This window comes from Aeromonas dhakensis (assembly GCF_002285935.1).
Classification (GTDB): domain Bacteria; phylum Pseudomonadota; class Gammaproteobacteria; order Enterobacterales; family Aeromonadaceae; genus Aeromonas; species Aeromonas dhakensis.
In genome coordinates, this window is record NZ_CP023141.1 from 2,833,267 (window position 1) to 2,859,172 (window position 25,906).

Annotated in this window: 23 protein-coding genes and 1 tRNA gene; 6 read left to right on the plus strand and 18 right to left on the minus strand. The window is 62.7% G+C overall.

What is annotated here, in order from left to right; genetic code table 11:
- Positions 1–59: 59 nt before the first annotated feature.
- From CK627_RS13410 to CK627_RS13430, 5 genes are read left to right on the plus strand one after another with little or no spacing between them, the layout of a single operon-like run.
- The gene (locus CK627_RS13410) at positions 60–1,691 is read left to right on the plus strand and encodes an ABC transporter substrate-binding protein (protein ID WP_095592580.1); all 1,632 of its coding nucleotides are present in this window, start codon (positions 60–62) and stop codon (positions 1,689–1,691) included.
- Positions 1,676–2,680, plus strand: a complete 1,005-nt coding sequence (locus tag CK627_RS13415) for an ABC transporter permease (RefSeq protein WP_095592581.1) — start codon at positions 1,676–1,678, stop codon at positions 2,678–2,680. The genes CK627_RS13410 and CK627_RS13415 overlap by 16 nt, the downstream gene beginning before the upstream one ends.
- Positions 2,670–3,485 carry an ABC transporter permease gene (locus tag CK627_RS13420; RefSeq protein ID WP_095592582.1) on the plus strand — a complete coding sequence of 272 codons (816 nt, stop codon included), beginning with the start codon at positions 2,670–2,672 and terminating at the stop codon, positions 3,483–3,485. The genes CK627_RS13415 and CK627_RS13420 overlap by 11 nt, the downstream gene beginning before the upstream one ends.
- On the plus strand, positions 3,479–4,267 hold the full coding sequence (locus tag CK627_RS13425; RefSeq protein ID WP_095592583.1) for an ATP-binding cassette domain-containing protein: 789 nt from the start codon (positions 3,479–3,481) through the stop codon (positions 4,265–4,267). The genes CK627_RS13420 and CK627_RS13425 overlap by 7 nt, the downstream gene beginning before the upstream one ends.
- Positions 4,267–4,908, plus strand: coding sequence for an ATP-binding cassette domain-containing protein (locus tag CK627_RS13430; protein WP_095593503.1), 642 nt, complete (start codon positions 4,267–4,269; stop codon positions 4,906–4,908). Before CK627_RS13425 ends, CK627_RS13430 begins: the two co-directional genes overlap by 1 nt.
- A 276-nt stretch (positions 4,909–5,184) precedes the next feature.
- Here the strand turns inward: CK627_RS13430 and hypB are convergent, their stop codons facing one another.
- A complete protein-coding gene (hypB, locus tag CK627_RS13435) occupies positions 5,185–6,045 on the minus strand; it encodes a hydrogenase nickel incorporation protein HypB (protein ID WP_217349760.1) in 861 nt (286 codons plus the stop codon).
- Here hypB and CK627_RS23070 point away from each other — a divergent pair.
- Positions 5,932–6,306 (plus strand): hypothetical protein, encoded by a 375-nt coding sequence (locus CK627_RS23070; RefSeq protein WP_254425309.1) that lies wholly within the window; start codon positions 5,932–5,934, stop codon positions 6,304–6,306. The two genes, hypB and CK627_RS23070, sit on opposite strands and share 114 nt — an antisense overlap.
- Here CK627_RS23070 and hypA read toward each other — a convergent pair.
- The 17 genes from hypA to kup all read right to left on the minus strand — a co-directional run bounded on the left by hypA (position 6,284) and on the right by kup (position 25,607).
- Complete coding sequence (hypA, locus tag CK627_RS13440) at positions 6,284–6,625, minus strand: hydrogenase maturation nickel metallochaperone HypA (RefSeq protein ID WP_095592585.1); 342 nt, start codon at positions 6,623–6,625, stop codon at positions 6,284–6,286. The genes CK627_RS23070 and hypA overlap by 23 nt on opposite strands.
- Positions 6,626–6,691: 66 nt before the next feature.
- Entirely contained in the window at positions 6,692–7,696 is a 1,005-nt protein-coding gene (hypE, locus tag CK627_RS13445) for a hydrogenase expression/formation protein HypE (RefSeq protein ID WP_095592586.1), read from the minus strand.
- A gap of 85 nt (positions 7,697–7,781) precedes the next feature.
- A complete protein-coding gene (gene hypD, locus CK627_RS13450) occupies positions 7,782–8,894 on the minus strand; it encodes a hydrogenase formation protein HypD (RefSeq protein ID WP_095592587.1) in 1,113 nt (370 codons plus the stop codon).
- On the minus strand, positions 8,888–9,139 hold the full coding sequence (locus CK627_RS13455) for a HypC/HybG/HupF family hydrogenase formation chaperone (protein WP_095592588.1): 252 nt from the start codon (positions 9,137–9,139) through the stop codon (positions 8,888–8,890). Before CK627_RS13455 ends, hypD begins: the two co-directional genes overlap by 7 nt.
- Before the next feature lie 5 nt (positions 9,140–9,144).
- Positions 9,145–11,583 carry a carbamoyltransferase HypF gene (hypF, locus tag CK627_RS13460; RefSeq protein ID WP_095592589.1) on the minus strand — a complete coding sequence of 813 codons (2,439 nt, stop codon included), beginning with the start codon at positions 11,581–11,583 and terminating at the stop codon, positions 9,145–9,147.
- Positions 11,580–13,463 (minus strand): selenocysteine-specific translation elongation factor, encoded by a 1,884-nt coding sequence (gene selB, locus CK627_RS13465; protein WP_095592590.1) that lies wholly within the window; start codon positions 13,461–13,463, stop codon positions 11,580–11,582. Before selB ends, hypF begins: the two co-directional genes overlap by 4 nt.
- 4 nt (positions 13,464–13,467) lie before the next feature.
- Complete coding sequence (selA, locus tag CK627_RS13470; protein WP_095592591.1) at positions 13,468–14,895, minus strand: L-seryl-tRNA(Sec) selenium transferase; 1,428 nt, start codon at positions 14,893–14,895, stop codon at positions 13,468–13,470.
- 269 nt (positions 14,896–15,164) lie between these two features.
- Positions 15,165–15,256: transfer RNA gene (locus CK627_RS22615), tRNA-Sec, on the minus strand.
- A gap of 193 nt (positions 15,257–15,449) precedes the next feature.
- On the minus strand, positions 15,450–15,959 hold the full coding sequence (hycI, locus tag CK627_RS13475) for a hydrogenase maturation peptidase HycI (RefSeq protein WP_095592592.1): 510 nt from the start codon (positions 15,957–15,959) through the stop codon (positions 15,450–15,452).
- Positions 15,959–16,372, minus strand: coding sequence for a formate hydrogenlyase maturation HycH family protein (locus CK627_RS13480; RefSeq protein WP_095592593.1), 414 nt, complete (start codon positions 16,370–16,372; stop codon positions 15,959–15,961). The genes hycI and CK627_RS13480 overlap by 1 nt, the downstream gene beginning before the upstream one ends.
- Positions 16,365–17,180 (minus strand): NADH-quinone oxidoreductase subunit B family protein, encoded by an 816-nt coding sequence (locus CK627_RS13485; protein ID WP_005301886.1) that lies wholly within the window; start codon positions 17,178–17,180, stop codon positions 16,365–16,367. The genes CK627_RS13480 and CK627_RS13485 overlap by 8 nt, the downstream gene beginning before the upstream one ends.
- A complete protein-coding gene (locus CK627_RS13490; protein WP_005333322.1) occupies positions 17,180–17,758 on the minus strand; it encodes a formate hydrogenlyase complex iron-sulfur subunit in 579 nt (192 codons plus the stop codon). Before CK627_RS13490 ends, CK627_RS13485 begins: the two co-directional genes overlap by 1 nt.
- Positions 17,759–17,767: 9 nt before the next feature.
- Positions 17,768–19,486, minus strand: coding sequence for a hydrogenase large subunit (locus tag CK627_RS13495; RefSeq protein WP_095592594.1), 1,719 nt, complete (start codon positions 19,484–19,486; stop codon positions 17,768–17,770).
- Positions 19,487–19,566: 80 nt separating this feature from the next.
- Positions 19,567–20,520, minus strand: a complete 954-nt coding sequence (locus CK627_RS13500; RefSeq protein WP_095592595.1) for a respiratory chain complex I subunit 1 family protein — start codon at positions 20,518–20,520, stop codon at positions 19,567–19,569.
- A 1-nt stretch (position 20,521) separates the two neighbouring features.
- Positions 20,522–22,420 (minus strand): hydrogenase 4 subunit B, encoded by a 1,899-nt coding sequence (gene hyfB / locus CK627_RS13505; protein WP_042008221.1) that lies wholly within the window; start codon positions 22,418–22,420, stop codon positions 20,522–20,524.
- Positions 22,420–23,085: a 4Fe-4S dicluster domain-containing protein gene (locus CK627_RS13510; protein WP_042008223.1), complete on the minus strand. Its 666-nt coding sequence runs from the start codon at positions 23,083–23,085 to the stop codon at positions 22,420–22,422. The genes hyfB and CK627_RS13510 overlap by 1 nt, the downstream gene beginning before the upstream one ends.
- A gap of 653 nt (positions 23,086–23,738) precedes the next feature.
- Positions 23,739–25,607: a low affinity potassium transporter Kup gene (gene kup / locus CK627_RS13515; protein WP_095592596.1), complete on the minus strand. Its 1,869-nt coding sequence runs from the start codon at positions 25,605–25,607 to the stop codon at positions 23,739–23,741.
- Positions 25,608–25,906 lie beyond the last annotated feature (299 nt).

Consider the following 25,906-nt stretch of genomic DNA (forward strand, 5'->3'; position numbering starts at 1 on the left):
TCGCTTCTGTCGTGCCCCTGTTTTTTGGGTAGTGAGTGGTAAAACGAACAAGGGATCTTATGACCATTCAATGCTTTGGCTGCCATTCAGGCAGCAACGCCGGCCGCCGCAAAGGCCTCTCTGTCACTGCGGCCGCCTTGCTGGCTCTGCTCTCGGGCGGTTTTTCTTCCATGGCGCTGGCGGCCCAGCCCGTCCCCGCCGAACTCAAGCTCGCCATCGGCAGTGAGCCCACCGAAGGGTTCGACCCGCTGCTCGGCTGGAGCCACGGCAGCTACCTGCTGCTGCACAGCCCACTGCTTAAACAAAACGCCGATCTCAGCTGGCAGAACCTGCTTACCCAATCGGTGACCCCGAACCAGGATGGCAAGGGGTGGCTTATCCGCCTCAAGCCGGATCTGAAGTTCTCCAACGGCGCGCCGCTCACCGCCGAAGATGTGGCCTTTACCTACAACAGCGCAGCCCAGGGCGGCGGCAAGATCGACATGGGCAACTTTGTCTCGGCCAAGGTGCTCTCGCCTAGCGAAGTGGCCATCAGTTTGAGCGCCCCCCAGAGTACCTTTGTCAATGTGCTGGGATCGCTCGGCATAGTGTCGAAGCGGGATTACGACGCAAAAGCTTACGCTCGCCATCCCGTCGGCGCCGGCCCCTACCGGTTGGTGAGCTTCCTGCCCGGCCAGCAACTGGTGGTGGAGGCAAACCCCTATTACGCCGGCGGCAGCAATGACTTCAAGCGACTGGTGTTTGTCTTTATCGATGAAGAGAGCGCCTACGCCGCCGCCCAGAGCAGCCAGCTCGACCTGGTGCGCATCGCCCCGTCGCTGGCGCCCACAGTCCCTGCCTCCCTCAAGCTGTGGGTGCGCCCGAGCGTGGAGAACCGCGGCATCGTCTTCCCCATTCCTCCTGCTGGTAAAAAAGATGCCAAGGGTTATCCCATCGGCAACGACGTGACCTCGGATGTGGCGGTGCGCCGCGCCATCAACTACGCCATCGACCGCAAGCTGCTGGCCGACCAGCTGCTGGAAGGACATGCCATCCCCGCCTACAGCTCGGTAGAAGGCTTGCCCTGGCTGAATAAAGCTACCGCTTTCAAGGACGGGGATGCGGCCCATGCCAACGCCCTGCTCGATGAGGCAGGCTGGAAGAGGGGGAGCGACGGCATTCGCCACAAGGGCGACCTGCGCGCCGCCTTTACCCTCTGGTACACCAGCGGTGACAGCACCCGCCGGGATCTGGCGGAAGCTGTGCGGGCCATGCTCAAACCCATCGGCCTCGAGGTGAGCCTCAAGTCCGGCAGCTGGGAGCAGGTGGAGCGCGAGATGCACGCCAATCCGGTGCTGATGGGGTGGGGGAGTCTGGATCCCATGGAGCTCTATCATCACTACCAGAGCGGCTCCGCCGGCGTGGAGTTCTACAACCCGGGCTATTACCAGAATCCGGTGGTGGATGCGCACCTCAAGCAGGCGCTGGATGCCCCGAACTGGCAGGCGGCCGTGCCGTTCTGGCAGCAGGTGGAGTGGGATGGCAAGCGTGGCGCCGGGGTGCAGGGGGATGCGGCCTGGGCCTGGCTGCTCAACGTGCAGCACACTTATCTCGCTAACCGTTGCATCGACCTTGGCAAGGGGGCGCCGGAGATCCACGGTAGCTGGTCTTTGCTCAACAACCTGCAGGATTGGCGGTGGACGTGCCGTTAAGTTCGTCCACCATGATGACTGCCACTCTGAAAGCCCTGCTGCGACTGGCAGGGCTGCTCTGTCTGGTCTCTGTTGCCACCTTTGTGCTGCTGAGCTACTCCCCCATCGACCCCATCAAGGCCTATATCGGGAGCGATCTGCTGCACGTGCCGCCCGAGCAGTACGCCCGCATCGCCGCCCGCTGGGGGCTGGATCAGCCGCTCTGGCTGCGCTACTGGCACTGGTTCAGCCAGGTGCTGCAGGGAGATCTCGGTTACTCCATGCTCTACAACGCACCGGTGAGCGAGGTCATTGGCCAGCGCTTTGCCGCCTCCTTCCTGCTGCTGGCGGGGGCCTGGCTGCTCTCCGGCTTTTTCGGGATGTTGCTTGGGCTCTGCGCCGGTCGTTATCTCAACCACTGGCCCGATCGCCTGATTTGCCGTTTTGCCTACTTGCTCGCCTCCTTGCCCACCTTCTGGGTTGGCCTGTTGCTGCTCGCCCTGTTTGCGGTGCACTGGCCACTGTTGCCGGTCTGCTGCGCCTGGACGCCGGGGCTGGCTGCCGATGAGGCGGATTGGGCCATGCGGTTGCGTCATCTGTTGCTGCCGGTCACAACCCTGGCCCTGCTGGGGCTTGGCAATATCGCGCTGCACACCCGGGAGCGGGTGGCCGAGGTGCTGGCGAGCGATTTTATTCGCTACGCCCGCGCCCAGGGGGATGGGGGCTGGCCCATGCTGCGTTTTCACGTGCTGCGCCACGCCCTGACCCCGGCGCTCTGCCTGCAGTTTGCCTCCCTCGGTGAACTGATTGGCGGATCGCTCTTGGCAGAGAAGGTCTTCTCCTATCCGGGGCTCGGTCAGGCCACCGTGGATGCGGGGCTCAGGGGGGATATCCCCCTGCTGATGGGAATCGTGCTCTTCTGCACCCTGCTGGTCTTTATTGGCAACACGGTAGCGCGGGTGCTGCTGGCGCACATCAATCGAGGCTGGGAGGGCGAGCATGCTGTTTAATCCGCTCCCCTCCTTGCTGCGTCTGGGCTTTGCGCTGATCTGCCTGCTGCTGCTGGCCAGCTATGGCTGGAGCCTCTCTCATCAGGATGTGCCGATGGATCTGCTGGCCCGCCAGCAGCCACCTTCGCTGGTCCACTGGTTCGGTACCGACCAGATGGGGCGGGATCTCTGGCTGCGGGCCTTTCAGGGCACCCTTACCAGTCTGGAGCTTGGCATCAGCACGGCCCTGTGCAGCGGTTTGTTGGCCATGGTGGCAGCGAGCGTGTCGCTCATTCATCCCAGGTGTGATGCGGCGGTGCGGCTGGTGATCGACGCCATGCTGGCGCTGCCCCATATGCTGCTGTTGATCCTGATCTGCTTTACCGCAGGGGGCGGCATGCGCGGGGTGATCCTGGCGGTGGCGCTCACCCACTGGCCCAAGCTGGCGCTCATTCTCTGCGCCGAGGCGCGGCGCATCGCCAGCAGCGACTACGTGGTGCTGGCCCGCTGTCAGGGGATGGGGGCGCTGCGCCGCTGGCGTACCCACCTGTTGCCGGGGCTGTTGCCCCAGTGGTTTATCGGCACCCTGCTGATGTTTCCCCACGCGGTGTTGCACAGCGCCGCCTTGAGCTTTCTCGGCTTTGGCCTGGCGGCCCACGAGGCCTCGCTGGGTCTGCTGCTGGCCGATGCCCTGCGTTATCTGGCCGGCGGCGGCTGGTGGCTGGCCCTCTTCCCGGGGCTGATGTTGCTGCTGTTGGTTCTGCTGTTTGATCAGGCCACTCGCGCCCTGCAACAGCTGTTGTGGCACAGGAGTGAACCATGCTGAGTTTTGACCAGGTGACCATAGAGGCGGCCCACTACTCCTGGCTGGGACGGCGCAGCTGGCGGCCGCTGTTGACCGATATCAGCCTGCAACTGGCGCCGGGGGAGATAGTGGCGCTGGTGGGGGGGAGCGGCGAGGGCAAGAGCCTGCTGCTGCAAAGCGCCCTGACATTGCTGCCGGACAACCTGCGCATGCGCGGCACCATCTCCCTCGATGGCACGCCCCTGTGCGACGCCAGCCGGGCCTGTCTGCGCGGCCACACCTTCTGCTATGTGCCGCAGGGGGTGAGCGCCCTCAATCCGTTGCTGACGGTGGAGCGTCAGCTGGGACGTGCGGCACGCCTCTGTGGCCAGAGCGGTTCTCGCGAACGGCTCGGCCAGCAACTGCTGCGCTACCAGCTGCCCGCGACCACCCTGGACAGCTATCCGCGCCAGCTCTCCGGTGGTATGGCCAAGCGCATTCTGGCCTGCACCGCGGCGCTTGGCGGTGCCCGCTACATTCTGGCGGACGAGATCACCGCCTGGCTCGACGAGGGGCTGGCCTGCCAGCTGCTCAGCCAGTTGCGTGAATTGGCCAATCAGGGCAGCGGCATCCTCTGGGTGACCCATGATCTGGCGCTGGCAGCCCGCTTTGCCGATCGCATCGTCGCGCTGCATCAGGGGCAGGTGAGCGACACCCTGAGCTGTCACCACCTGCGTCAGGGGCAGGGGAGCGAGATGCTCCGTGCTCACTGGCAGGCGCTGCCCGAGTTCAATGCGCTCTTCTCTGTGCCGGAGGTGTCATGATGCTGGAAGTACGAAATCTCACCATCGCCCAGGGGGAACGCCCCCTCTGGCAGGGGCTATCGCTGACGGTGAAAGCGGGCGAGCGACTCGGCATCTCTGCCCCGAGCGGTTATGGCAAGACCACGCTGGGGCGGGTATTGGCGAGTTGGCAACCGGTTTGGGCGGGTGGGCAGATCCTGCTGGATGGGCAGCCGTTGGCCAAACCGGTGAAGGGCTACAACCCCATCCAGCTGGTGCCCCAGCACCCGGAGCTCACTTTCAATCCCTATCGCACCACCGGGCAGGCGCTGTGGGACGTATGGCGTCCCGATGACGCCATGCTGGCCCGCTTTATGGTCAAGCCTGCGTGGCTCAGTCGTAAACCCGGTCAGCTCTCCGGTGGTGAGTTGGCCCGCATCGCACTGCTGCGTGCCCTCGATCCCCGCACCCGACTGCTTATTGCCGACGAGGTGACCGCCCAGCTGGATCCGCAAATTCAGCGTCAACTCTGGCGGGAGTTGATGGTTGAGTGCGAGCAGCGCGGGCTCGCCATACTTGTCTTCAGTCACCAGCAGGCACTGCTGCACCAGATTTGTCATCGGGTACTGCGCTTTGGTGAGATGCAGCCTGTGACTGGTGTATTGGCTGAAAATGCGGCCTGAGGGTTAGTTCCCCTCATCCCCAGCCCTTCTCCCGCAAGGGGAGAAGGGGGCTGCCCGCATTCATGAACAGGCTCCCCTTTCCCTGTGAGACAGGAGAGGAATACGGCATCTACGAACCGGTTCCCTCTCCCTGGGGAGAGGGCCAGGGTGAGGGGGGAGAGTGAAACGCTGGCCATTCTGTACAGAGAGAACCGTTGGCAAAGCGCGCAGATAAAGAGAGGGAGGCATCAGCCTCCCTCTCTTGTTTTCTACCGTTATCAGCGGCGTTTAACCGGTTCAGGCCGTGGCCAGCCAGTTGAGCCAGGCATCCATCCCTTCGCCTGTGGTGGCGCTGACCTGGATCACCTGAATATAGGGGTTGACCCGTTTGGCATTCTCGATGCAGCGGGCCACGTCAAAGCTGACGTAGGGCAGCAGATCAATCTTGTTGATCACCATCAGCTGGGCGGCGGCGAACATGTCCGGGTATTTCAGCGGCTTCTCTTCCCCCTCGGTGACGGAGAGGATCGCTACCTTGTACTTCTCGCCGAGATCGAAGCTGGCGGGGCAGACCAGATTGCCGACGTTCTCGATAAAGAGGATGCCCCCTTGATTGGCTGGCAGCTGGTGGCAGGCATCGTGAACCATTTTGGCGTCCAGATGGCAGCCCTTGCCGGTGTTGATCTGCACGGCAGGGACGCCGGTGGCACGAATGCGATCCGCATCACTGCTTGTCTGTTGATCCCCTTCGATCACGGCGCAGGGGCGTTTGTTGGCCAGCTGGCGCAGGGTTTCGCACAGCAAAGTGGTTTTGCCTGAACCCGGGCTAGATACCAGATTGAGCACCAGCTGGTCTGCGGCAGTGAAGTGTTCGCGGTTGTGGGCGGCCAGCGCATTGTTCTTGGCCAGCACGTCCATCTCGATGGCGATCAGCTGGCGCTGCCCCATGCCGGGCACCGACAACCCCGCTTCCCCTTTGCCGTAGTGCAGACCACCCTGCTGATGGTCATGGTCATGGTCATGGTCATGGTCATGGCTGTGATCATGGGGATGCGCGTGGGAATGGCCGTGTTCATGAGAGTGGGCATGTTCATGATGATGGTCGTGGGGGTGATCATGGTGGTGCTCATGAGGCTGATCATGACCCTCATGGCCCATGGGGGCCCGCACCCCGTGGTAGTGGTGATGGACATCCCCCTGATGGTGATAGTGGTGGTGAATGATCAGGGTGCGCGGCGCACTCTGCTCGTGATCATGATGGTGATGGGCGTCATGAGCATGATGATGGTCGTGCTCATGACCATGTTCATGGTGATGTTCATGTTCGTGATGATGCTCATGATCGTGCTCATGGCCGGCGATCCGCGCCTGGCCGCATCCGCATACGCTACACATATCAACTTACCTCGATGTCGGTGATGCGCAGGCTATCACCCTGCGCGACTCGTAATTTGTACCCGCCACACTCGGGACAGGCTTGCCCGCGTTCGGTGAGGGTGACCGTCTGGTTGCAGTCGTAACACCAGGCTTCTGCCGCCTGGTACTGAAAGTGCAGCTGGGCCCCTTCGACGGCGGTGCCCTTGGCAGCAGCCTCGAAACCGAAGGCAATGGTGTCCGGGTCGACGCAGGAGAAGCTGCCGACCTCGAGCCAGAGGGCGGTCACCTTGGTAAAGCCCCGCTGGGTGGCCTGCTCGGCCGCCAGATCGATGGCGGCCATGGCCAGAGACATTTCGTGCATGGTGGCTCCTTAACCGATATGGGGAGGTGTGACTCCCCTCTGTAATTGGCTGAACGGCATGGCCGCTCAACAGATCCGCGGCAGCAGCTCCCCCTGCGGCAGCTCCAGATAGCGGCGGCTGCCCCAGGGGTTGTTCAGGATCACCTTGTGGCGATCGCTTGCCTGCACCACGCCGATCTGGCTGGCGGCGGGGTTGAATTGCCGCAAGATGCCCAGTGCGTCCCGCGCCTGTTCGGCAGGCAGGGCCAGCACCATGGTTCCCTCGTTGGCGAGATCATGGGGCTCGAAACCGTATAGCTCGCACAGGCCCCGCACCGGATCGCACACCGGAATGGCGGACTCCTCCAGCTCGATGGCAACGCCGGAGGCGCTGCTCCACTCGTTGAGCACGGCGGCAAGGCCACCGCGGGTGGCATCGCGCAGGGCGTGAGGGGTAATACCCGCTTTTAGCAGCGCTTCTACTAGCGGCCAGAGGGTGGTGCAGTCGCTCTTGAGATCAGATCCCAGTTGCAGGGCGTCACGGGCCATCAGTATGCAGGCACCGTGGCTGCCGATATCCCGCGACACCAGGATGGCGTCACCGGCCTTGAGGCTCCGTACCGAGATGCCCCGGCTCTGTTCGGGCAGCGGGAAGGTGCCGACCCCGCTGGTGTTGATGAAGATCTTGTCGGCCGCCCCCCTAGGCACCACCTTGGTGTCGCCGCAGACGATGCTGGCGCCGCTGTTGGCAAGCTCCGCGGCCATCGACTCGACGATGCGGGCCAGATCGGCGTAGGGGAAGCCCTCCTCGATGATAAAGCTGCAGCTCAGATACTCGGGCTTGGCCCCCATCATGGCCAGATCGTTGACCGTACCGGCGATGGCCAGCTTGCCGATATCGCCCCCCTCGAAGAACAGCGGCGAGACGGTAAAGCTGTCGGTGGTGAAGGCGACGGGGCCGTTTACCGGCAGCAGGGCGGCATCTTCACCGCGCAGCAGGATCTCGTTGCCAAAGTGGCGAAAGAAGAGCTGGTTGATCAGCTGGTTCATCTCCACGCCGCCGCCGCCGTGGCTAAGTTGGATTTCTCTCATCGGGTCTGGTTCTCCACAAGATTGCAGAAACAGGCTGGTTCATCTCTCCTCATCACCCGACCGCCGTGGCTTAACTGAATTTCTCTCATTGGATCCCCATATATCGGTAGTAGGCATTGCAAGCCCCTTCGGAGCTGACCATGCAGCTGCCCATGGGCTGGGTCGGGGTGCAGCCCCGGCCAAAGACGTTGCACTGGTTGGGCTTGGCCAGCCCACGCAGGATATCGGCGCACTGGCACGCCTTGTGATCGTCGATGGGGGTCTGATCAAGCTGGAAGTGACGCTCCGCATCGCGCCTGGCGAAGGCATCCCGCAGGCGCAGGGCGGAGGCGTTGATATCCCCAAGGCCTCGCCAGCGAAAGTGCTCGCGGGTCTCGAAAAAGCGCTCGACCAGCCGCTGGGCGGCTTTATTGCCGCTGGCAGTGACGGCGCGGCTGTATTGCACCTCCAGCGCGTAGCGACCCTCCACCTTCTGGCGCACCATCATCAAGAGCGCCTCCATCACGTCCACCGGCTCGAAGCCGCTCACCACCACTGGCACCTGATAGCGGTCGACAATGGGCAGGTAGATATCGGCGCCGGTGATGACGCTGACGTGGGAGGGACCGATAAAGGCGTTCACCTTGGCAACGCCGTCGGCCATCACCGCATGAATGGCGGGGGGCACCAGCACATGGTTGATATGAAACAAGAGGTTCTCGATCCCTTGCTCTTCCGCAGCAGCCAAGAGTGCCGCTGTCATCGGGGTGGAGGTCTCGAAACCGATGGCGAAGAAGACCACGGTTTTCTCAGGGTTCTCACGGGCGATGCGCAGGGCATCGAGGGGGTCATAGACGGGGCGGATATCGCTCCCCTTGGCGCGCTGCTGGGCCAGCGTGCCTTTGGAGCCCGGCACCCGGATCATGTCCCCCAGCGTCACCAGAATAACGTTGGGCTGGCGGGCCAGCTCGATGGCCTGATCGATGCGCTCTTTGGGCATGATGCAGACCGGGCAGCCGGGGCCGTGGACAAACTCGATGCTGGCCGGCAGCAACTGGTGCAGGCCGTACTTCATGATGGTGTGGGTATGGCCGCCGCACACCTCCATCACCCTCAGCGGCTCGGGCAGATCATTGGCCAGTTCGGTGATCTGGGCGGCGAGGGCGCGGATCACCTGGGGCTGACGAAAGCCCTGAAAGAGGTCATTCAAGGTCAGCATGGCAGCGTCTCTTGTTTGGGCATCAGGGCCACCATCTGGCGGAAGCTCTCGAGGCTGGCCTGCGCCTCCTCGTCGTCAATCTTGCTCATCACAAAGCCAATATGGAGCAGCACATAGTCGCCCACCTGGAGAGGCTCTTCGAGCAGCATGCAGCTGACGCGCCGCTGCACCCCCAGGGTGTCGACGGTGACGCAGTTGTCTTCGGGGTGCAGTTGCACCACCTGAGAGGGGATGGATAGACACATGAATTTCAGGACTCCGACAAGGTGGCACAACCGGCTGTGGCAGGCTGGTGCGTGGCAAGATGGTGGATGGCAAACCAGAGCTGACCGGCGGCGATACCACCGTCATTGAGCGGCAGGGTTTCGCTGGTCAATACATGCCGGCCGGCGGTTTCGAGAGCGGGCACCAACTGGTCCATCAGCACCCGGTTTTGAAAGACACCGCCCCCGAGCGTCACCTGATAACCGGGGAAGCGCTCGGCCAGGGCAACCACCAGATTGCTGATGGCGCGGATAAAACCGGCGGCCAGGCTGGCGGTTGAGGTGCCTTGGCGCCGCTCGCTGACAAGGGTATGGATGAGCTCGGCCCACTGGATATGCAGTGGCCCTTCCGCTGATTGGCTGAGATCAAAGGCGAGGGGGAAGGGCTGTTCATCGGGGGTGAGCTGCAAGGCGGCTGCCTCCAGCAGGAGCCCCGCTTCGCCCTCGTAATCGGGGGTATCGATCACTCCCAAGAGCGCCGCCACCGCATCGAACAGCCGGCCGATGGAGCTGGTGTAGGGGGCGTTGCGACCCAGCTGCCAGAGCTGGTGCAGGTTGTTGATCCGCTTAAGGGGTAGTTGCTTGATCAACGGAATATCGAGGGCACCGATCTCCTCAGGGCTGTGCGATTCAAACAGCAGCCCCAGCAACTGGCGTACCGGTTCGCGGATGGCCGCCTCGCCGCCGATCAGTTTGAAAGGCCTGAGATGGGCAACTCGCTCAAATCCCTGAACGTCTGCGATCAGCAGCTCGCCGCCCCAGAGGGTGCCGTCATCGCCAAGGCCGGTGCCGTCAAAGGCAACGCCCAGCACCGGGCCCGTGATGTCGTGCTCGGCCATCACCCCCAGCAGGTGGGCGTGATGGTGCTGCACCTCGAGGTGGGTCGCACCCTGATCGCGGCAGTAATTCTTGGCCCACTGGTGGCTGAGGTAGCCGGGGTGGCGATCCGAGACCAGCAGTTCTGGCTTGAGATCGTAGAGATCGCGAAAGGTCGCCAGGGTCTGCTCGAAGTGCTCCTGCATCGGCAGGCTGTGCAGATCGCCGATATAGGGGCTGTAGATGCGCTGGCGGCCGAAGGCGAGCGCCAGCTGGTTCTTCTGTTGCGCCCCGACCGCCAGCAGCGGCACCTTGACCGCCTCTTGCAGGCTGGGGGTGCAGGGGGCGTAACCCCGGGCGAGGCGCAACATCTGGCGCCGCCCGCCCGCCCACTGCACCAGACTGTCGTCGCACGGGTGCAGGATAGGGCGGTTGTGATCCAGGATGCCGTCAATCTCGCTGCCGAGTTCCTTGACCACAGCCTCGCACTCGATAAGGATGGGGCTGCCGCGACCATTGGCGCTGGTGGCCACCAGCGGCATGGCGCAGGCATCCAGCAGCAGCTGATGGAGCGGGGTGTAGGGGAGCATGATGCCAAGGTAGGGGATGCCGGGGGCGATCCCCTCGGCCAGCGGCGCAGTTGTCAGTTGGGATTCTGACGGCCGATCAACGTTTTCGCGCTTGCGCAGCAAGGCGATGGGTCTGGCCTGAGAGGCGAGCAGCGTCCACTCTGCCTCGCAGCCGGTGACATGCAATTTGGCCTCGGCAAGGGAGCCCATCATCACCGCCAGCGGCTTGCGCGCGCGCCGCTTGAGCGCTCGCAATCTGGCCACACTCTGTTCATTGCGGGCATCACACATCAGGTGATAACCCCCCATCCCCTTGACCGCGATAAGCTTGCCCGCTTGCAGGGCGCTGGCAGCCGCTTGCAGGGCACCCTCGCGCTCGGCCAGGGCATCGCCATTGCCGCTGCGCCAGGTCAGATGAGGCCCGCACTCGGGGCAGCTCACCGGCTGGGCGTGGTAGCGTCTGTCCAGCGGATTTTCATAGGCAGCCGCGCAGCGCGGGCACATGGCAAAGTCGGCCATGGCGGTGTGGGGGCGGTCGTAAGGGAGGCGGCGGATGATGGTGTAGCGCGGGCCGCAGTGGGTGCAGTTGGTAAAGGGGTAGTGGTGGTGGCGATCGTTGGGGTTGGCCACATCCCGGGCGCACGCCTCGCACATCCCCTGATCCGGCGAGATGGCCACCGTGGCGGCGCTCTGCTGCTGGCTCGCTTTAATTCGAAATTGGCCATGAAATTGGCCATCGAAGTCGGGATCATGAGCGAGGGGCAGCTCCCGCTCGCTGAAATGATCAATTCGGCTGAGCGGCGGCGCCAGTTCCCGCAGTTCGCGGGCAAAGGCTGTGAGCTGCTCAGGCGATCCTTCGGCGCCAATGGTGACGCCGTTGGCATCGTTCAACACATAACCGGCAAGGCTGTGGCGCAGCGCCAGTCCATAGACGAAGGGGCGAAAGCCGACCCCCTGCACGATACCGTCGATATGAAACTCGCGGCGTAGCCGGCTGGCCGCATGACTCGGAGAGATAGAGGTGGCAATGGTGGCGCTCATGCCGGCTCCATCTCATCTTGAGTCTGCGGCAAACGCAGCACCCGGCGCTCGTTCTCCTCGCGTCGTACCCAGCCATCCATCTCCATTCGCAGGCAGAACGGAATGGCGTATTTGCGCGACAAACCGGTGATCTCCTTGAGGGATGCCATGTCGATCAGATCTCCCACCTGCTGGCCCGCCAGCACGGCGGCGACCATCTGGTTGTAAAGCTCGGCGTCGTAGTAGATGGGGCCATCGAGCTGCACCAGATACTTGAGTCGCGCCAGATTGCGCAACTGCTTTTGCAACGCGCCTTTTTGTAGCAAGCCCTGCTGCAGGGCGGCGGGCAACTTGCGGGTGATAAAGGGGTCCAGCTCCACGCCGCCGGGGCCCAGTTTACCGGGCTCATAACCCTCCTTGCCTTGATCTCGCACCACCTTGAGCACCAGCTGCGCCTCTTCCCCCAAATCATCTTCCGACTCGCCGCTGCCCTGCTGCCACTTGTCATGGTGCAGGCGAACAAGCTGCTCGCTCTTGAGCTGCTGGAGCAGGGCTTGCGTGACCGGCAGGGCGATGCCAAGGCGGGTCGTGAGCTCTGCAGCGCTGAGCGGTTCACTTTGCAGCGTCGCAAGCAGCTGATCGCGGCTCTGAGCCAGCCAGCAGCTATCCAGCAGCCACTCACCGAGGGGGGTGACCTGCTCGGGCCGCTGCGCAAAGCGGCTGGCCAGCACATAGCCATTGAGCCCCAACTGCAGGGTGGCCGGGTTGTAGCACTCCAGCTCATCAGGTAGCTCGCCCAGCAGGGCGTGCAGCGCCTTGCGTCTGGCGGGATGGATGTCGCCGCACCAGACGATGCGGGCGCCGTGCAACAGCTCGCTGCTGCCGTGGCGAATGATGGCGAGCGGCTGACCGAAGAAGCAGGGAATGGGGCTGGCAAAGATCAGCCGTGCCAGCCGGGTATCCTTGATGGGTACGAAACGGGCCCGGCCGTGCCAGCTGCCGAGGGCGATTTCCACCTCGCGGTTGCGTTGCTCCCTGATGCTGCCGCCGACCTCGTTCAGTCGCACGATAAGGTGGGTGGCAGCCTCGCACTGGCCGGCAGTGCTGGTCAGGCAGTGACCGCGGGCCACCTCCTTGTGGGGCACTTTTTTCAGGCCCACCGCCACCCGGCAGACGGCGCCAATCTCTAGGGCGCTCTGGTGATAGGCCTGCAGGGAGCGCACCTGCACCTCCCGATCGGCAGGGTAGAGGCGCAGCTTGTCCCCCACCTTGAGGCTGCCCTGTTGCAATGTGCCGGTGAGCACTGTGCCGGTGCCATTGGCGGTAAAGACGCGGTCTACATAGAGGCGCGGGGCGCTCTGCTCGCGGGCAGCATGATGCTCGGCCATATCCCCCAGCTGGCGCACGATAGCGGCGTGCAGGGCGGCCATATTGGCGCCGGTCTTGGCGCTGACGCTGACGATATCGGGCACCATGCCGCTCTCGTCCATCACCCGTTCCAGCAGGCTCTCTTCAAGCAGCAAAAGCTCGTCGGGGGAGACCAGATCGCACTTGTTGATGCAGACCAGCAGGCGCGGCACCCCCATCGCCTTGAGCAGGCGCAGGTGATCGCCGGTCATCGGCATCCACCCCTCGTCGGCGGCAATCACCAGCAGCACCAGATCCAGACTCCAGAGCCCCGCCACCATATTGCGGATATAGCGCTCGTGGCCGGGCACGTCGATGACGCCTATGGTGTTGCCCTGACCGTCGTCGAAGTGGGCAAAGCCGAGATCCTGGGTCATGCCGATGGCCTGCTCATGGGCACGGGCAGTGGTGATCCCGGTGAGGGTCTTGATCAGCAGGGTCTTGCCGTGATCCACGTGGCCGGCAAGACCTATAACGGCGCGATAGGGGGTCATGGGATCAAGGCTCCTCGGTCGCTGTGGTCGGGGTGGGCAACAGCAGCGCTTTGAGCTGGGTAATCAGCAGCTCCATGTCCTCGTCGAGCAGGGTGGCCATATTGAGCAGCACCTTCTGCTGGCGTACGGTGGCGATGACCGGCACCGGCAGTTCGCGCAGGGTATCCAGCAGTTGCTGGGCCGGACGCTGGTCGGTGCACTCCAGCGCAGGGGCTGGATAAAACTCGTCCGGCAGGGTGCCGCCGCCCACCACCAGCTGGGCGGGAACCGGCACAAAGCAGCCGGGCAGGGCGGTCATCAGCTGGGAGGCTTTCGCCTGCATGGCGGCCGGGTTGCTTAAAGTCCGTTGGGCAATGCCCTCGCCGACGGGGGACTTGTTGAGCTTGTGAATGAGCAGGCGTTCGAGCAGGGAGTGGATGATGCGGCTCGAGCGGAAGGTGCGCATCATGGGGTGTTTTTCCAACCGCTTGATAAGGTCCGCACGGCCGCTGATGATGCCGCACTGGGGCCCGCCCATCAGCTTGTCGCCTGAGTAGCAGACCAGATCCGCCCCCGCCTTGATGTACTGGCGCACCGAGGTTTCGTCCGGTGCAAACTCCTCCGTGGTCAAGCCCGAGCCCTGATCCACCGCCAGCACTACCTGCTCGGGCAGGGCGCGGGCCAGCTCGCCGATATCGGGGGATTCGGTAAAGCCGCGAATGGCAAAATTGGATCTGTGCACCATCAGTACCAGCGCGGTCTGATCCGTGATGGCATCGAGGTAGTCTTTGGCGGTGGTGATATTGGTGGTGCCCACCTCCACCAGTTTGGCGCCGGAGAGGGCCAGAATATCGGGAATGCGAAAGCCGCCGCCAATCTGGATCTGCTCGCCGCGCGAGACGATCACCTCGCGCCCCTTGGCCACCTCCTGCAGCAGCAAAAAGAGGGAGGCGGCGTTGTTGTTGACCACCAGCGAATCCTCGGCCTGGGTGAGGCAACGGAGCAGGGGGGCGATCAGCCCCTTGCGCCCGCCGCGCTTGCCGGTGGCGAGGTCCAGCTCCAGATTGTTGTAACCGGTGTTGAGGTCGCGCACCTCGTCCCACAGATCGGCACTTAACGGCGAACGTCCCAGATTGGTATGCACCAGGGTGCCGGTGGCGTTGATCACCCGGGTCTGACGCTGGCGCAGCTGCTGCCGGCAGCGTCTGACAATCAGCGCCTCAAGGTGTTCGGGAGTGACGCCGTGCTGGCGAAACGCCTCGCTTTGGCGCAGTTCACTCAGAGTGTCGCGCACCGCCTGGGTCACCAGCGGGCGGCTCAGCGCCTCGATAAACCCAGCGAGAAAAGGTTGCTGCAGCAGCTGTTCCACTTGTGGCAAGCGGCGCTGGTTTGCTGGCGTCGCGGCATAAGAGGCGCTGGGGGCGAGGGAGGATACGTCAGACGGAGTTGGCATGGGATGACCCGGGCTGTGCGTGGGAGTGACATGCACGCCGCCTTGCCGGAGGAAGGCCGCTACGACGCTGCTTATTTGCTGCTTTTCGCCATTCATGAATTAATAAAAAAGGCGAATGGATAAATTAATGTTCGAGCAGAAAAATAAGGGTGTCGGAGCGCATTCAGATTATATTGGCAATGCGACAGGCGCCTTGTTAGAACAATGTGTGAAACAGTCGTCAACCAGCCTGAAACATAATTGACGGTTTCTCTCCAATATATGAAATTTGGCGGAAGAGGCAGGAATCGAACCTGCCAAAGCCTTCTCGGCTCTCATCGGTTTTGAAGACCGAGGAGGCCACCAGACCCCATCAGCTTCCGCAATGGCCACCATTTTGTGGCAATTTTTCGTGACTGGCAACGCTTTTTTATGTTTAAAAATAGCAAGTTGTCCGATTTTATGAAAAATGTTCACGCGTTGATTTATATCAATTTCATGGCAACTAGCCCGATGTTTTTAATTTAACATCGGGCGTTTTCATATGCCTTTATCTGGATAATTAAACGCTGCTGTTAACAAGCTGGCAAATAATCTGACTCCGCGTTGGTGATATTCCACTGGTCCAGTCGCTCTATTAACAAGCTGGTATCCTTGGCGGCATCAAGGTGCTGATAAAGATAATCCATCGCCCCGCTCACCATCTCGGTCATCGGGAAGGAGAACGCCACGATGGCCGGTTGCACCCCGACAAATATCACCTCGGACACAAAGGTCTTGAGCTCGTCGATCAGGAAATTGAGCGGCATATTGTGGGTCGAGAAGATAAACATCTCGGCGATGGTCTCGGGGGGGATCACCTGCAGGGTGCCCGCCTTCTCGCCGATCTCGGCTGCATCCACCAGCACCACCCGCGCCGGTTGCAGCTCCCGCACCTTGTAGACCACATTTTCCGGCGCGATGCCACCATCGATATGAACCCAGCCGGGCAGGGGGGCGGCTTGCAGCTTGTCGGCGAGATAGGGGCCGGCACCGTCGTCCCCCATCATGGCATTGCCCACGGTCAACACGAGATTGCAGCCCATCAGCGGCTCCTTACCATCAGGTACATATGGGGGTCGTTATAGAGGGTGGTGAGCTGATCCATAAAGATGTTGGTCCAGCCCAGCTCCTGCTCATCGAGCACATTGTCGGCTTTGCGCAGTCGGTCGAAGGCGCAGGCCAGCATATGGCAGTGCTCGCGATAGATGGTGATCTCGCCAAAGGTGAGAAACCCCTCCATCTTGCGGCGCGCTTCGCTCCCCTCTGGCAGCTTGGCCACCCAGTCGCGATAACCGGTCAGCGAGCAGACCAGGTCTGCTCGCAGGCAATCGACGATGCCGAGGTGATGGCCGATGGCGAGGCTGTAGTACATCACCTCTTTGGCTTCCTCGGGGACGTCGAACTGCTCGTCGACGAACTTGCGCGAGAGGCGATAGAAGAAAACCTCGTCAGCCATGCACCGCCTCTCCCTTGCCGGCCGCCCGGTTGAGGCAGGCGTTTGCGAGGTTGTTGACGATCTCCGCCAGGCGGGGATCGTCGTGCTGATCGAGGTAGCTCTGGATGCGCAGATCCACATCCTGCTGGGTCGCCCCTTCGAGCAGGGCCATAAACTCGTCGGCGATGATCCGCCCCTGCCGGTAACCGGCCATGCGGCGCGCTTCGCGCTCGATCATCACCCGGATTTCGTTGGGGATGCCGGTGTGGCGCAGCTCGACCCGCTCACCCGGTTGCACCTCGTGGCTGGTGGCTTTGAGTTTCTGTTCTAGCAGACCGAGCGCCACCGCAAAGCCGTAGATGGTGGCCGCCGGTGTGGGGGGGCAGCCCGGGATATAGACATCTACCGGCACGATTTTGTCGGTGCCGCCCCAGACGCAATAGAGGTCGTGGAAGATGCCGCCGTCACAGCCGCAGGCGCCGTAGGCGATGCAGATCTTGGGATCGGGCGCCGCCTCGTAGGCGCGCAGGGCCGGTACCCGCATCGCCCGGGTCACCGCGCCGGTAAAGAGCAGGATGTCGGCGTGGCGCGGGGAGGCGACCACCTTGATGCCGAAACGCTCTGCATCGAACAGCGGGGTGATGGTGGCGAAGATCTCGATCTCGCAGGCGTTGCAGCCGCCACAATCGACCCGGTAGACATAGGCCGAGCGGCGAATGTCTTTGAGCAGGGTCTTCTTGAGTTTGGTGATCTCGGGATCCTGTGCCAGCGGCACGGCGCGGGTATGGGCATGGCCGACAACCGGCTCTATGCCTTTGATCTTGCTCATCACATCCACTCCTTTTGTGCGGCCATCGGTGTGGCTATCGGTGTGATCAGGGCAGAGTCAGGCTGGCTCAGCATGCTCTGTTTTCGTTTGCAATCGGGGCAGTGGTGCAGCCGCTCTGGCGGCGCCAGCGGCTTGGCATCGCGAGCGAGCGGCGTGCCCGCCTGCTTGAGGGTGTCCTCTACCAGCGCCACCAGTTTGCTCGGGGCAAAGTAGGTGCCGCACAGGGTGCAGGGGGCCAGCGCGAAGCGGGCCTCCTCATAGAGATCCGCCTTGTTGGTCACCGCCAGCTCGAACTCGGGGGAGAGGGCGATGGCGCGGGTCGGGCAGACCTCCTCGCAGCGGCCGCAGAAGATGCAGCGCGCCATGGAGATCTCCCAGCGGCGCTCGCCGGTCTCCATGTCCACTTCCATCACCAGCGCGTTGGCCGGGCAGGCCTTGGTGCAGGCGGCGCAGGCGATGCACTGATCCGCCTGATATTTCGGTTTGCCGCGAAAATCCCGGTTCACCTCATAGGGGGCAAAGGGGTACTTGGCGGTCGGGGTGCCAGCCTTGAGGATGGTCTTGAACAGCTTGATCATGATGACCCCTTATTTCAGCGGAGAGTTTTTGCGATCGATGCCGTAGCGCTCGATCTCCTTGTAGGAGACCACGGTGGATTTGCCCTTCTTCGGGTCGACCAGAGTGACCCGGTCGGTACAGGAGTAGCAGGGATCCAGACTGCCGATGATGAGCGGTGCATCCGCCACGGTATTGCCGCGCAGCATGTAGCGAAGGGCGGGCCAGTTGGCGTAGGTGGCGGCGCGGCAGCGCCAGCGAAACAGCTTCTGGTTGTCGCCGGTCATGCTCCAGTGGACGTTCTCGCCGCGGGGCGCCTCGGTAAAGCCCAGCGCGAACTTGCCCGGCTGATAGGTGAAGCCTTCGGTCAAAAGCGGCCCTTCCGGCAGGTGCTCCAGGCCAAACTCAATCATGTCGAGGGAGTCGTAGAGCTCGTGGATGCGTACCAGTACCCGGGATTGCACGTCGCAACCCGCCTTGGTCTGGATCTCCATCGGCAGCTCGCGGTAGCCGGCAAAATCGTGAATCCGGCGCACGTCGCGCTTGAAGCCGCTCGCCCGCACCATGGGGCCGACGCAGCTGAAATCGCGGGCAATCTGCGGGTCGAGCTTGCCGATACCGATGAGGCGGGAGGAGATGTTGGCGGTATCCAGCAGCATGGTCACCAGGGGTTTTAGCTCATCACGGAGCTCCCGCACCAGCTGGGCGCCCTTGATGCGATCTTCCTTGAAGATGTCGCGGCGTACCCCGCCAATCAGGTTGAGGCCATAGGTCTTGCGGGCACCGGTGAGCAGCTCGGCCAGGGTCATGGATTTCTCCCGCACCCGGAAGAACTGCATAAAGCCGGTGTCGAAACCGGTGAAGTGGCTCGACAGGCCGATGTTGAGGATATGGCTGTGCAGGCGCTCCACTTCCAGCAGCACGGCGCGGATCATCTTGGCCCGCTCGGGTACCGGAATGCCCATAGCGTTCTCCACCGAGGTGGTGTAGGCGACGCTGTGGGTAAAGCCGCAGATGCCGCAGACCCGGTCGGTCAGAAACGCCACTTCGTTGTAGCCCATGCGGGTTTCCGCCAGCTTCTCCATGCCGCGATGGACATAGAAGAGGCGGTAGTCGGCATCGATGATGTCTTCCCCATCGACGAACAGACGAAAGTGGCCCGGTTCATCGGAGGTGATGTGCAGCGGGCCGACCGGCACGATGCGGTTGGCATCACTGCCGAGCTCATTGACGAAGGGGTAGGTCTCGGTGTCGGTGGTGGGCATCGGGCGCTGGCGATAATCCATGGCGTCCTTGCGCAGCGGATGGATATCCTCCGGCCAGTCGTCCGGCAACACCAGACGGCGTTCGTCTGGCAGTCCAATGGCGCGCAGGCCGTACATGTCGCGGATCTCCCGCTCGCCCCACACCGCTGCCGGAATGGTCGGGGTGATGGAGGGGTACTCCTGGGTATCGGCATCCACCAGCACCTTGACGGTGATCCAGCACTTGGTGTCGCCCTCCATGGAGAAGACGTGGTAGACGGCGAAGTGGCCGTTGAGGCTGCGCTCGTCATTGGCAAAGGAGAGCGGAAGCCAGCCCCCCAGCTGATGGAAGATCAGGCTGGCCGTTTCGACCAGACTGGTGGGCTTGACGGTGATGGTGGCCTGATCGGCGGTTTGCCACTCCTCGTCGACGATGGCGTGGGGCAGTTGGGCTCGCACCTGCTGGATGTAGTCGCAGCCGATGCGATTCGAAATGGCGATGGTCATGCAGTTCTCACTTTAATGTTCGGGAATGAGCATTCACAAATGATGAAATTGGAAAAAGTTGCTGTGCTGGCGGGCATGGTTCAGATCCCGACCAGATAGGCGAGCAGCGCCAGCAGGGCCAGCCCCAACCCGTAGCGGGTGAGCTTGTGGGTGCGCACGAACTGGGTGCGGGCCATGGCGTTTTCGATGATGCCGGCCAGCAAAAAGGCCACCAGCAGCTTGCAGGCGAGGATCAGCGCCGCGCCGATGAGCGCAGGCAGACTCCAGTTGGCCGCCTTGCCGAAGGGGAGGAAAATCACCAGAAAGAGCTGCACCACCACCAGTTGCTTGAGGCCGATGGAGAGCTTGAGCAAGGCCAGCCCCGCACCGGAATACTCGGTAAGCGGCCCCTCCTGCAACTCCTGTTCGGCTTCGGCGCAGTCAAAGGGCAGCTTGCCCATCTCGACAAACACCGCGAAGGCGCAGGCGGCGCCCGCCAGCAGGGTGGCGATGGGCGCGGCCAGTGGCTGGGTCGCCACATAACTGCTGATATTGCCCAGATCAGAGCTGCCCACCATCATCGCCATGATGAAGCAGGCGAGCACCAGAATGGGCTCCACCAGAATGCCGAGGGTCAGTTCGCGGCGGGCACCGATCCCTGCAAACATGCTGCCGCTGTCGAGCCCCGCCAGCGAGAAGAAGAAGCGGAAGATGGCGAACAGATAGATGTCGGTGATGAGATCCCCGGCGATGGGGAAGGGGGACTCGTGAGTCAGGGTTGGCAGCGCCATCCCCACCAGCAAGAGGGCGGCGATGAGCAGCGCAGGTATCAGGTTGAAGAGGATGCCGGCAGGCTCGGGGGTCACCTCCTGGCGGCGCAGGAGCTTGGCGATATCCCGGTAATCCTGCAGCAGGCCCGGCCCCTGACGGGAGTGCATCTTGGCCCGCAGCACCCGGTTGAAACCGGTGGCGAGCGGCGCCAGCGCCAGCATGGCGATGGCCTGGGTCAGGGCGAGGGCAACCATGCCCCAGCTCGGCATTTCAAGAACAGGCATATCAGACTCCTACAGCCATCAGGATAAAGAGCGCCAGCACAACGCCATTTATTAAAGAGAGCAGCAGCCTGCCGGTGTTGCCGCTGGTATCGCTCACCCCGTGCAGGGCGCTGGCCAGATCGAGCTGCGGCTGCTTGCGATAGAGTGGCGCGCAGAGTTGGCGCAAGGTGTGGGTGACACCGCCAGAGGTGAGGCTCATGCGCTCCTCATAGGCGTAACCACAAGCCCACGGGGTGCCGGCGTGACGACGACCGAGTTTGGGCCCCTTGAAGATGGCCAGTACCAGCAGCGGGATGAGGAACAGACCCAGCAAGGTGATGGCGATAACGGGCGGGGAGAGGATCGCCTGGCTGCTGTCGAGTGGCAGCAGGGTGGCGCCAGTGGCCACGTTCATTTGGCCGCTTACCAAGGCTTGGCCATAGCTGGCGATATGGGGGGCAATCCAGGGGGCGCCCAGACCCAGCACCAGACAGACGGCGGCCAGCAGCAGGGTACCAGCCACCATGGCGCCCGGCACTTCGCGGGCGTGGCTCGCGTGTTCGCTGCGCGGTGCGCCGCAGAAGCAGATGCCGTACACCTTGACGAAACACATCACCGCCATGGCGCCGGTCACCGCCAGCATCACTACCGCGAGCGGCGCGACGACAGAGGTGCCGAGTTTGGTCATGGAGAGCAGCGACTGGTAGATAAACCACTCGCTGACAAAGCCGTTGAGCGGCGGCAGCGCCGAGATGGCCATGGCACCGATCAGGAACGCCAGCGCGGTCCAGGGCATCAGCTTGGCCAGGCCCCCCATCTTGTCCATATCGCGGGTGTGCAGGCGGAACATCACAGATCCGGTGCCCATAAAGAGCAGGCTCTTGAAGATGGCGTGGTTGAGCAGGTGATAGAGGGCGCCGAGCAGCCCCAGCACCACCAGTGCCGGCTGCTGATTGGCGATGCCGATCATGCCGATCCCCATCCCCATCAGGATGATGCCGATGTTCTCCACCGTGTGGTAGGCGAGCAGCCGCTTGAGATCGTGTTCAGCCAGTGCAAACAGCACCCCGAGCACCGCCGAGCAGGCACCGAAGATCAGCACCACATAGCCCCACCAGAGCTGGCTGGCGCCGAGAAAATCGATGCTGACCCGCAAGATGCCAAAGAGGCCCAGCTTCACCATGACGCCGGACATCAGCGCCGAGATATGGGAGGGGGCGACGGGCTCGGCCACCGGCAGCCAGCCGTGCAGCGGCACGAAACCGGCGCGCAGGCCAAAGCCGCAGAAGCTGAGCAGAAACACCAGGGAGGCCAGGGCGCCCGCCAGATGGTGCTCGCGCAGCGCGGCGAACTCCAGCGAACCGCTTTCGCGGCAGAGCAGCCAGAAGGCGACCAGTACCAGCGCCATGCCGATATGGTTCATCACCAGATAGAGACGGCTCTGTTTGGCGGCTTCCGGGTTGGTCTTGACCAGCCAGTAGGTGGTGAGGGTTACCAGCTCGTAGCAGAGCAAGAAACCGAGCGCATTGTCGGCCAGCACCATGCCCACCATGGCAAAGAGGAAGAGGTTCATCAGCGCGCCGATGGCCACATCCCCCTTGCCCTGATATTCGCGGATATAGGCAAAGGAGTAGAGGGCGACTGCGACGCCGACGGTGCTGATGACCAGCAGCATCAGCGCGGAGAGCGTGTCTAGATAAAAAGAGCCGAGATGCACCGAGCCCAGCAGCCAGAGCTGGCCATCGACGGGGGCGCCTTGGGCAAAGATCTGGATGGCGGCGACCAAGCCTGCGAGCGAGCCCAGCAGGGCAAAGCCACTGTTGAGGCTATTGGCCAGTGCGGGCAGCTTTTGCAGCAGCAAACCGGCGGCAGCGCCCAGCAAAAAGAGCAGGAGCGTGGCCATAACAAGGGGGGACAACATCAGCACGCTCCCTCTGTGGTGGATAGATCGGATGCAGGGAGCGCCGTGGCGGGCGCCGAGAAGGCAGAGGCCCCCTGCGGGTGGGTGTCGGCCGCTTGCTGGCGACGGATGCGGGCGGCGCGTTCGGTGTCGCCGTCATTGACCAGCTTCAGTGCCTGGGAGGGGCAGGCACCGACACAGGCGGGCCCTTCGGCGCGAAATTCGCACAGGTCACACTTGACCGCGATGCTGCGCACCCCCGGCTCCCAGCTCAGCAGATCCTCGCCAAAGCAGCCGAGGCCGGCGGAGGTGGAGGGGTTGCTGGAGCGGATGGAGCTGGGAATATAGGTGTCGTAACTGGTGGCCATGGCCACCGGACGGCTGCCGCCGCTCTGGATGGCGCCAAACGGGCAGGCCACGGCGCAGAGGTTGCAGCCGATGCAGAGCGACTCGTTGAGTTGCACGCAATCGCCGGTCTGGCGAATTGCCTCGACCGGGCACACCTTGCTGCAGGGCGCATCGTCACAGTGACGGCACTGAACCGGCATGGTCGCCTGCTCGTGTCGCATAACGGTTAAACGGGGGGCTTGTTGCAAACCTTGCGCCTTGTGTACCTCGCTGCAGGCCGCCATACAGGTGCCACAGCCGATACAAAGCTTGGGGTCAGCGATAACGAAGCGGTTCATAGCCTACCTTGTCGTGTCGCGAACGGAGAGAGTAGGGGCTGGTTGGCAAGATACGGGCCAGCTTGGTTTTGCTTGGCTGTATGAGTGTAAGTGTTTGTTTTTAAATGACGTTAAAAACCGCGCCGACGGATGTCGAGGCCTTGTCCCACTGTCGAAGCGTGACGTTCGTCACTTGTGACGAAGCCACCAAGAGGGTTCGTCACCCCCGCAAAACGGTATCGGCATGGCTGAATGCGGGGTCGTGACAAGGGGCGAAAGGGTTACTCGTCTGCGCTAGGGCATCGGTGGTGTGCACCCTTCTCCCCTCGCGGGAGAAGGGTTGGGGATGAGGGAAAGTCAGCCATATGGTCGTGGTGCACGGCGCTGCGCTTGTTGCACCCTACGGCGGCGAGTCTGTTCGGATAGAGACCGTCTGTCTTGAAACCGTAGGTTCGATTAGCGAAGCGTAATCGGACGCACGAGAACGGAAACATATCGGCAGCATGCCGGGAGTAGGGTGCAAAGAACGCAGTGAATTGCACCGTTTGCAGCATATGGGCATCGGTGGTGTGCCCCCTTCTCCCCTCGCGGGAGAAGGGCTGGGGATAAGGGGGCTTAATGGCAAAAAAGAGGGAGGCCAATGCCTCCCTCTCTCTTTAGCGCAACTCACGCCATCAGATATCCACCTGGGATCCCAGCTCGATGACCCGGTTGGGCGGGATCTCGAACTGATCCGGCGCGCGCAGGGCGTTGCGCTGCAGCAGCATAAAGAGCTTGCCGCGCAGATAGAGGTACCAGGGGCGCTCCTTCATGATCAGCGACTCGTGGGCCATGAAGAAGGAGGTCTCCATCATCCGGCAGCTCAGCCCTTCGGCGTTGCAGCGGTGGAAGATCTCCTCCACGTTGGGGGTCTCGCGCCAGCCGTAGCTTGCCACCACCCGCCAGAAGGTGGGGGATAGCTGCTCGATGCAGACCCGGCGCACGTTGTGGACGTAGGGCACCTCTTCCACCCGCAGGGTGAGCAGGATGATCCGCTCGTGCAGCACCTTGTTGTGCTTGAGGTTGTGCAGGAGCGCGTGGGGGATCACGTTGACCACCCGCGACATATAGACAGCCGTGCCAGCCACCCGGGTTGGCGGGGATTTTTCCAGCGAGGCGATCATTGGCTCCAGCGAGTTGCCGTGCTCGTTGAGGCGGCGAATAAGCTGAAAGCGCTCGCTCTTCCAGCTGGTCATCACGGTGAACATCACCGCCCCCAGGGTGAGCGGCAGCCAGCCGCCGGAGAAGATCTTGGCGAGGTTAGCGGCAAACAGCGGCACGTCGATGGCCAGCAGCGCGATAAACAGCGCGGCCACCAGGTACTTGTTCCAGTGCCAGCTGTGGCGGGCCACCGAGCAGGAGAGGATGGAGGTCAGCACCATGGTGCCGGTGACGGCGATGCCGTAGGCCGCCGCCAGATTGCTGGAGTGCTCGAAGCTCATGATGACGATCACCACCGAGATATAGAGCATCCAGTTGATGACCGGAATATAGATCTGGCCGGACTCCTGCTCGGAGGTGTGCACGATGCGGATGGGTGAGAGATAACCGAGGCGCACCGCCTGCCGGGTCAGCGAGAAGACCCCGGAGATCACGGCCTGCGAGGCGATCACCGTCGCCAGGGTCGCCAGCAGCAGCTGCGGCAGCAGCGCCCATTTCGGTGCAAGCAGGAAGAAGGGGTTGGTGATGGCCTCGGGATGGGCCAGCAGCAGCGCCCCCTGGCCGAAGTAGTTGAGCACCAAAGAGGGCAACACCACCATAAACCAGGCGCGCCGGATCGGGCTCTTGCCAAAATGGCCCATGTCGGCGTAGAGCGCCTCCACCCCGGTGATGGCCAGCACCACGGCGCCGAGAGCAAAGAAGGAGGCGGTCTGGTACTTGGCAAAGAAGCGCAGCGCCCAGACGGGGTTGAGCGCCCCCAGCACCTCGGGGTGCTGGAAGATGCTGTTCAGGCCCAGCACCGCCAGGGTGATGAACCAGGTGAGCATGATGGGGGCGAACAGCTTGCCCACGGTGGCGGTGCCGTGTTTCTGGATGGCGAACAGCAGGGTCAGCACCAGCACCGAGAGCGGCACTATATAAGGGTCGAGGGAGGGGGCGGCGATGTTCAAGCCCTCTATGGCTGACATCACCGACATGGCCGGGGTGATCACCACCTCGCCATAGAAGAAGCTGCCGCCAATCAGCCCCAGGATGATCAGCAAAGGGGTCCACTTGGCCGGGGTGTTGCGGGTAGCCAGCGACATCAGGGTGAGGATGCCCCCTTCGCCGGCGTTGTCGGCCCGCATCACGAAGGAGAGGTACTTGACCGAGACCACCAGGATCAGCAGCCAGAAGATCAGTGAAAGAAAGCCCAGGATGGAGGCGGGCTCCACCCCGAAACCGAACTGGCCGGAGAGGCACTCGCGCAGGGTATAGAGCGGGCTGGTGCCGATGTCGCCATAGACCACGCCGATCGCCGCCAGCGTAACGCCGGACAGGGCTTGTTTGTGATTACCGTTCATGAAGTTGTCTGTCAGTTTGATGGTGACGATTGGCCAGCACGGGCCGCCCCCGTCTATCGGGCGTGCGGCAGGTGCCGCAGGAACGCATTAATGGATTGCGATGGGAAAGGGAGCTAACTGGATATAAAGAGGCTCATCATGGGACACAGTCTGTTCATCTGCCGTTAAGGGTATAATGACACACCCGTCGTAGGTTTATGCTCAGGTATAAATAATCAAAAAGGGGTGGCTAACGAAATCATTAATTGGCCAGCGATTGAAATACCCCGTCCAGACCCTGGCAAGTGATTGTTTTAGCT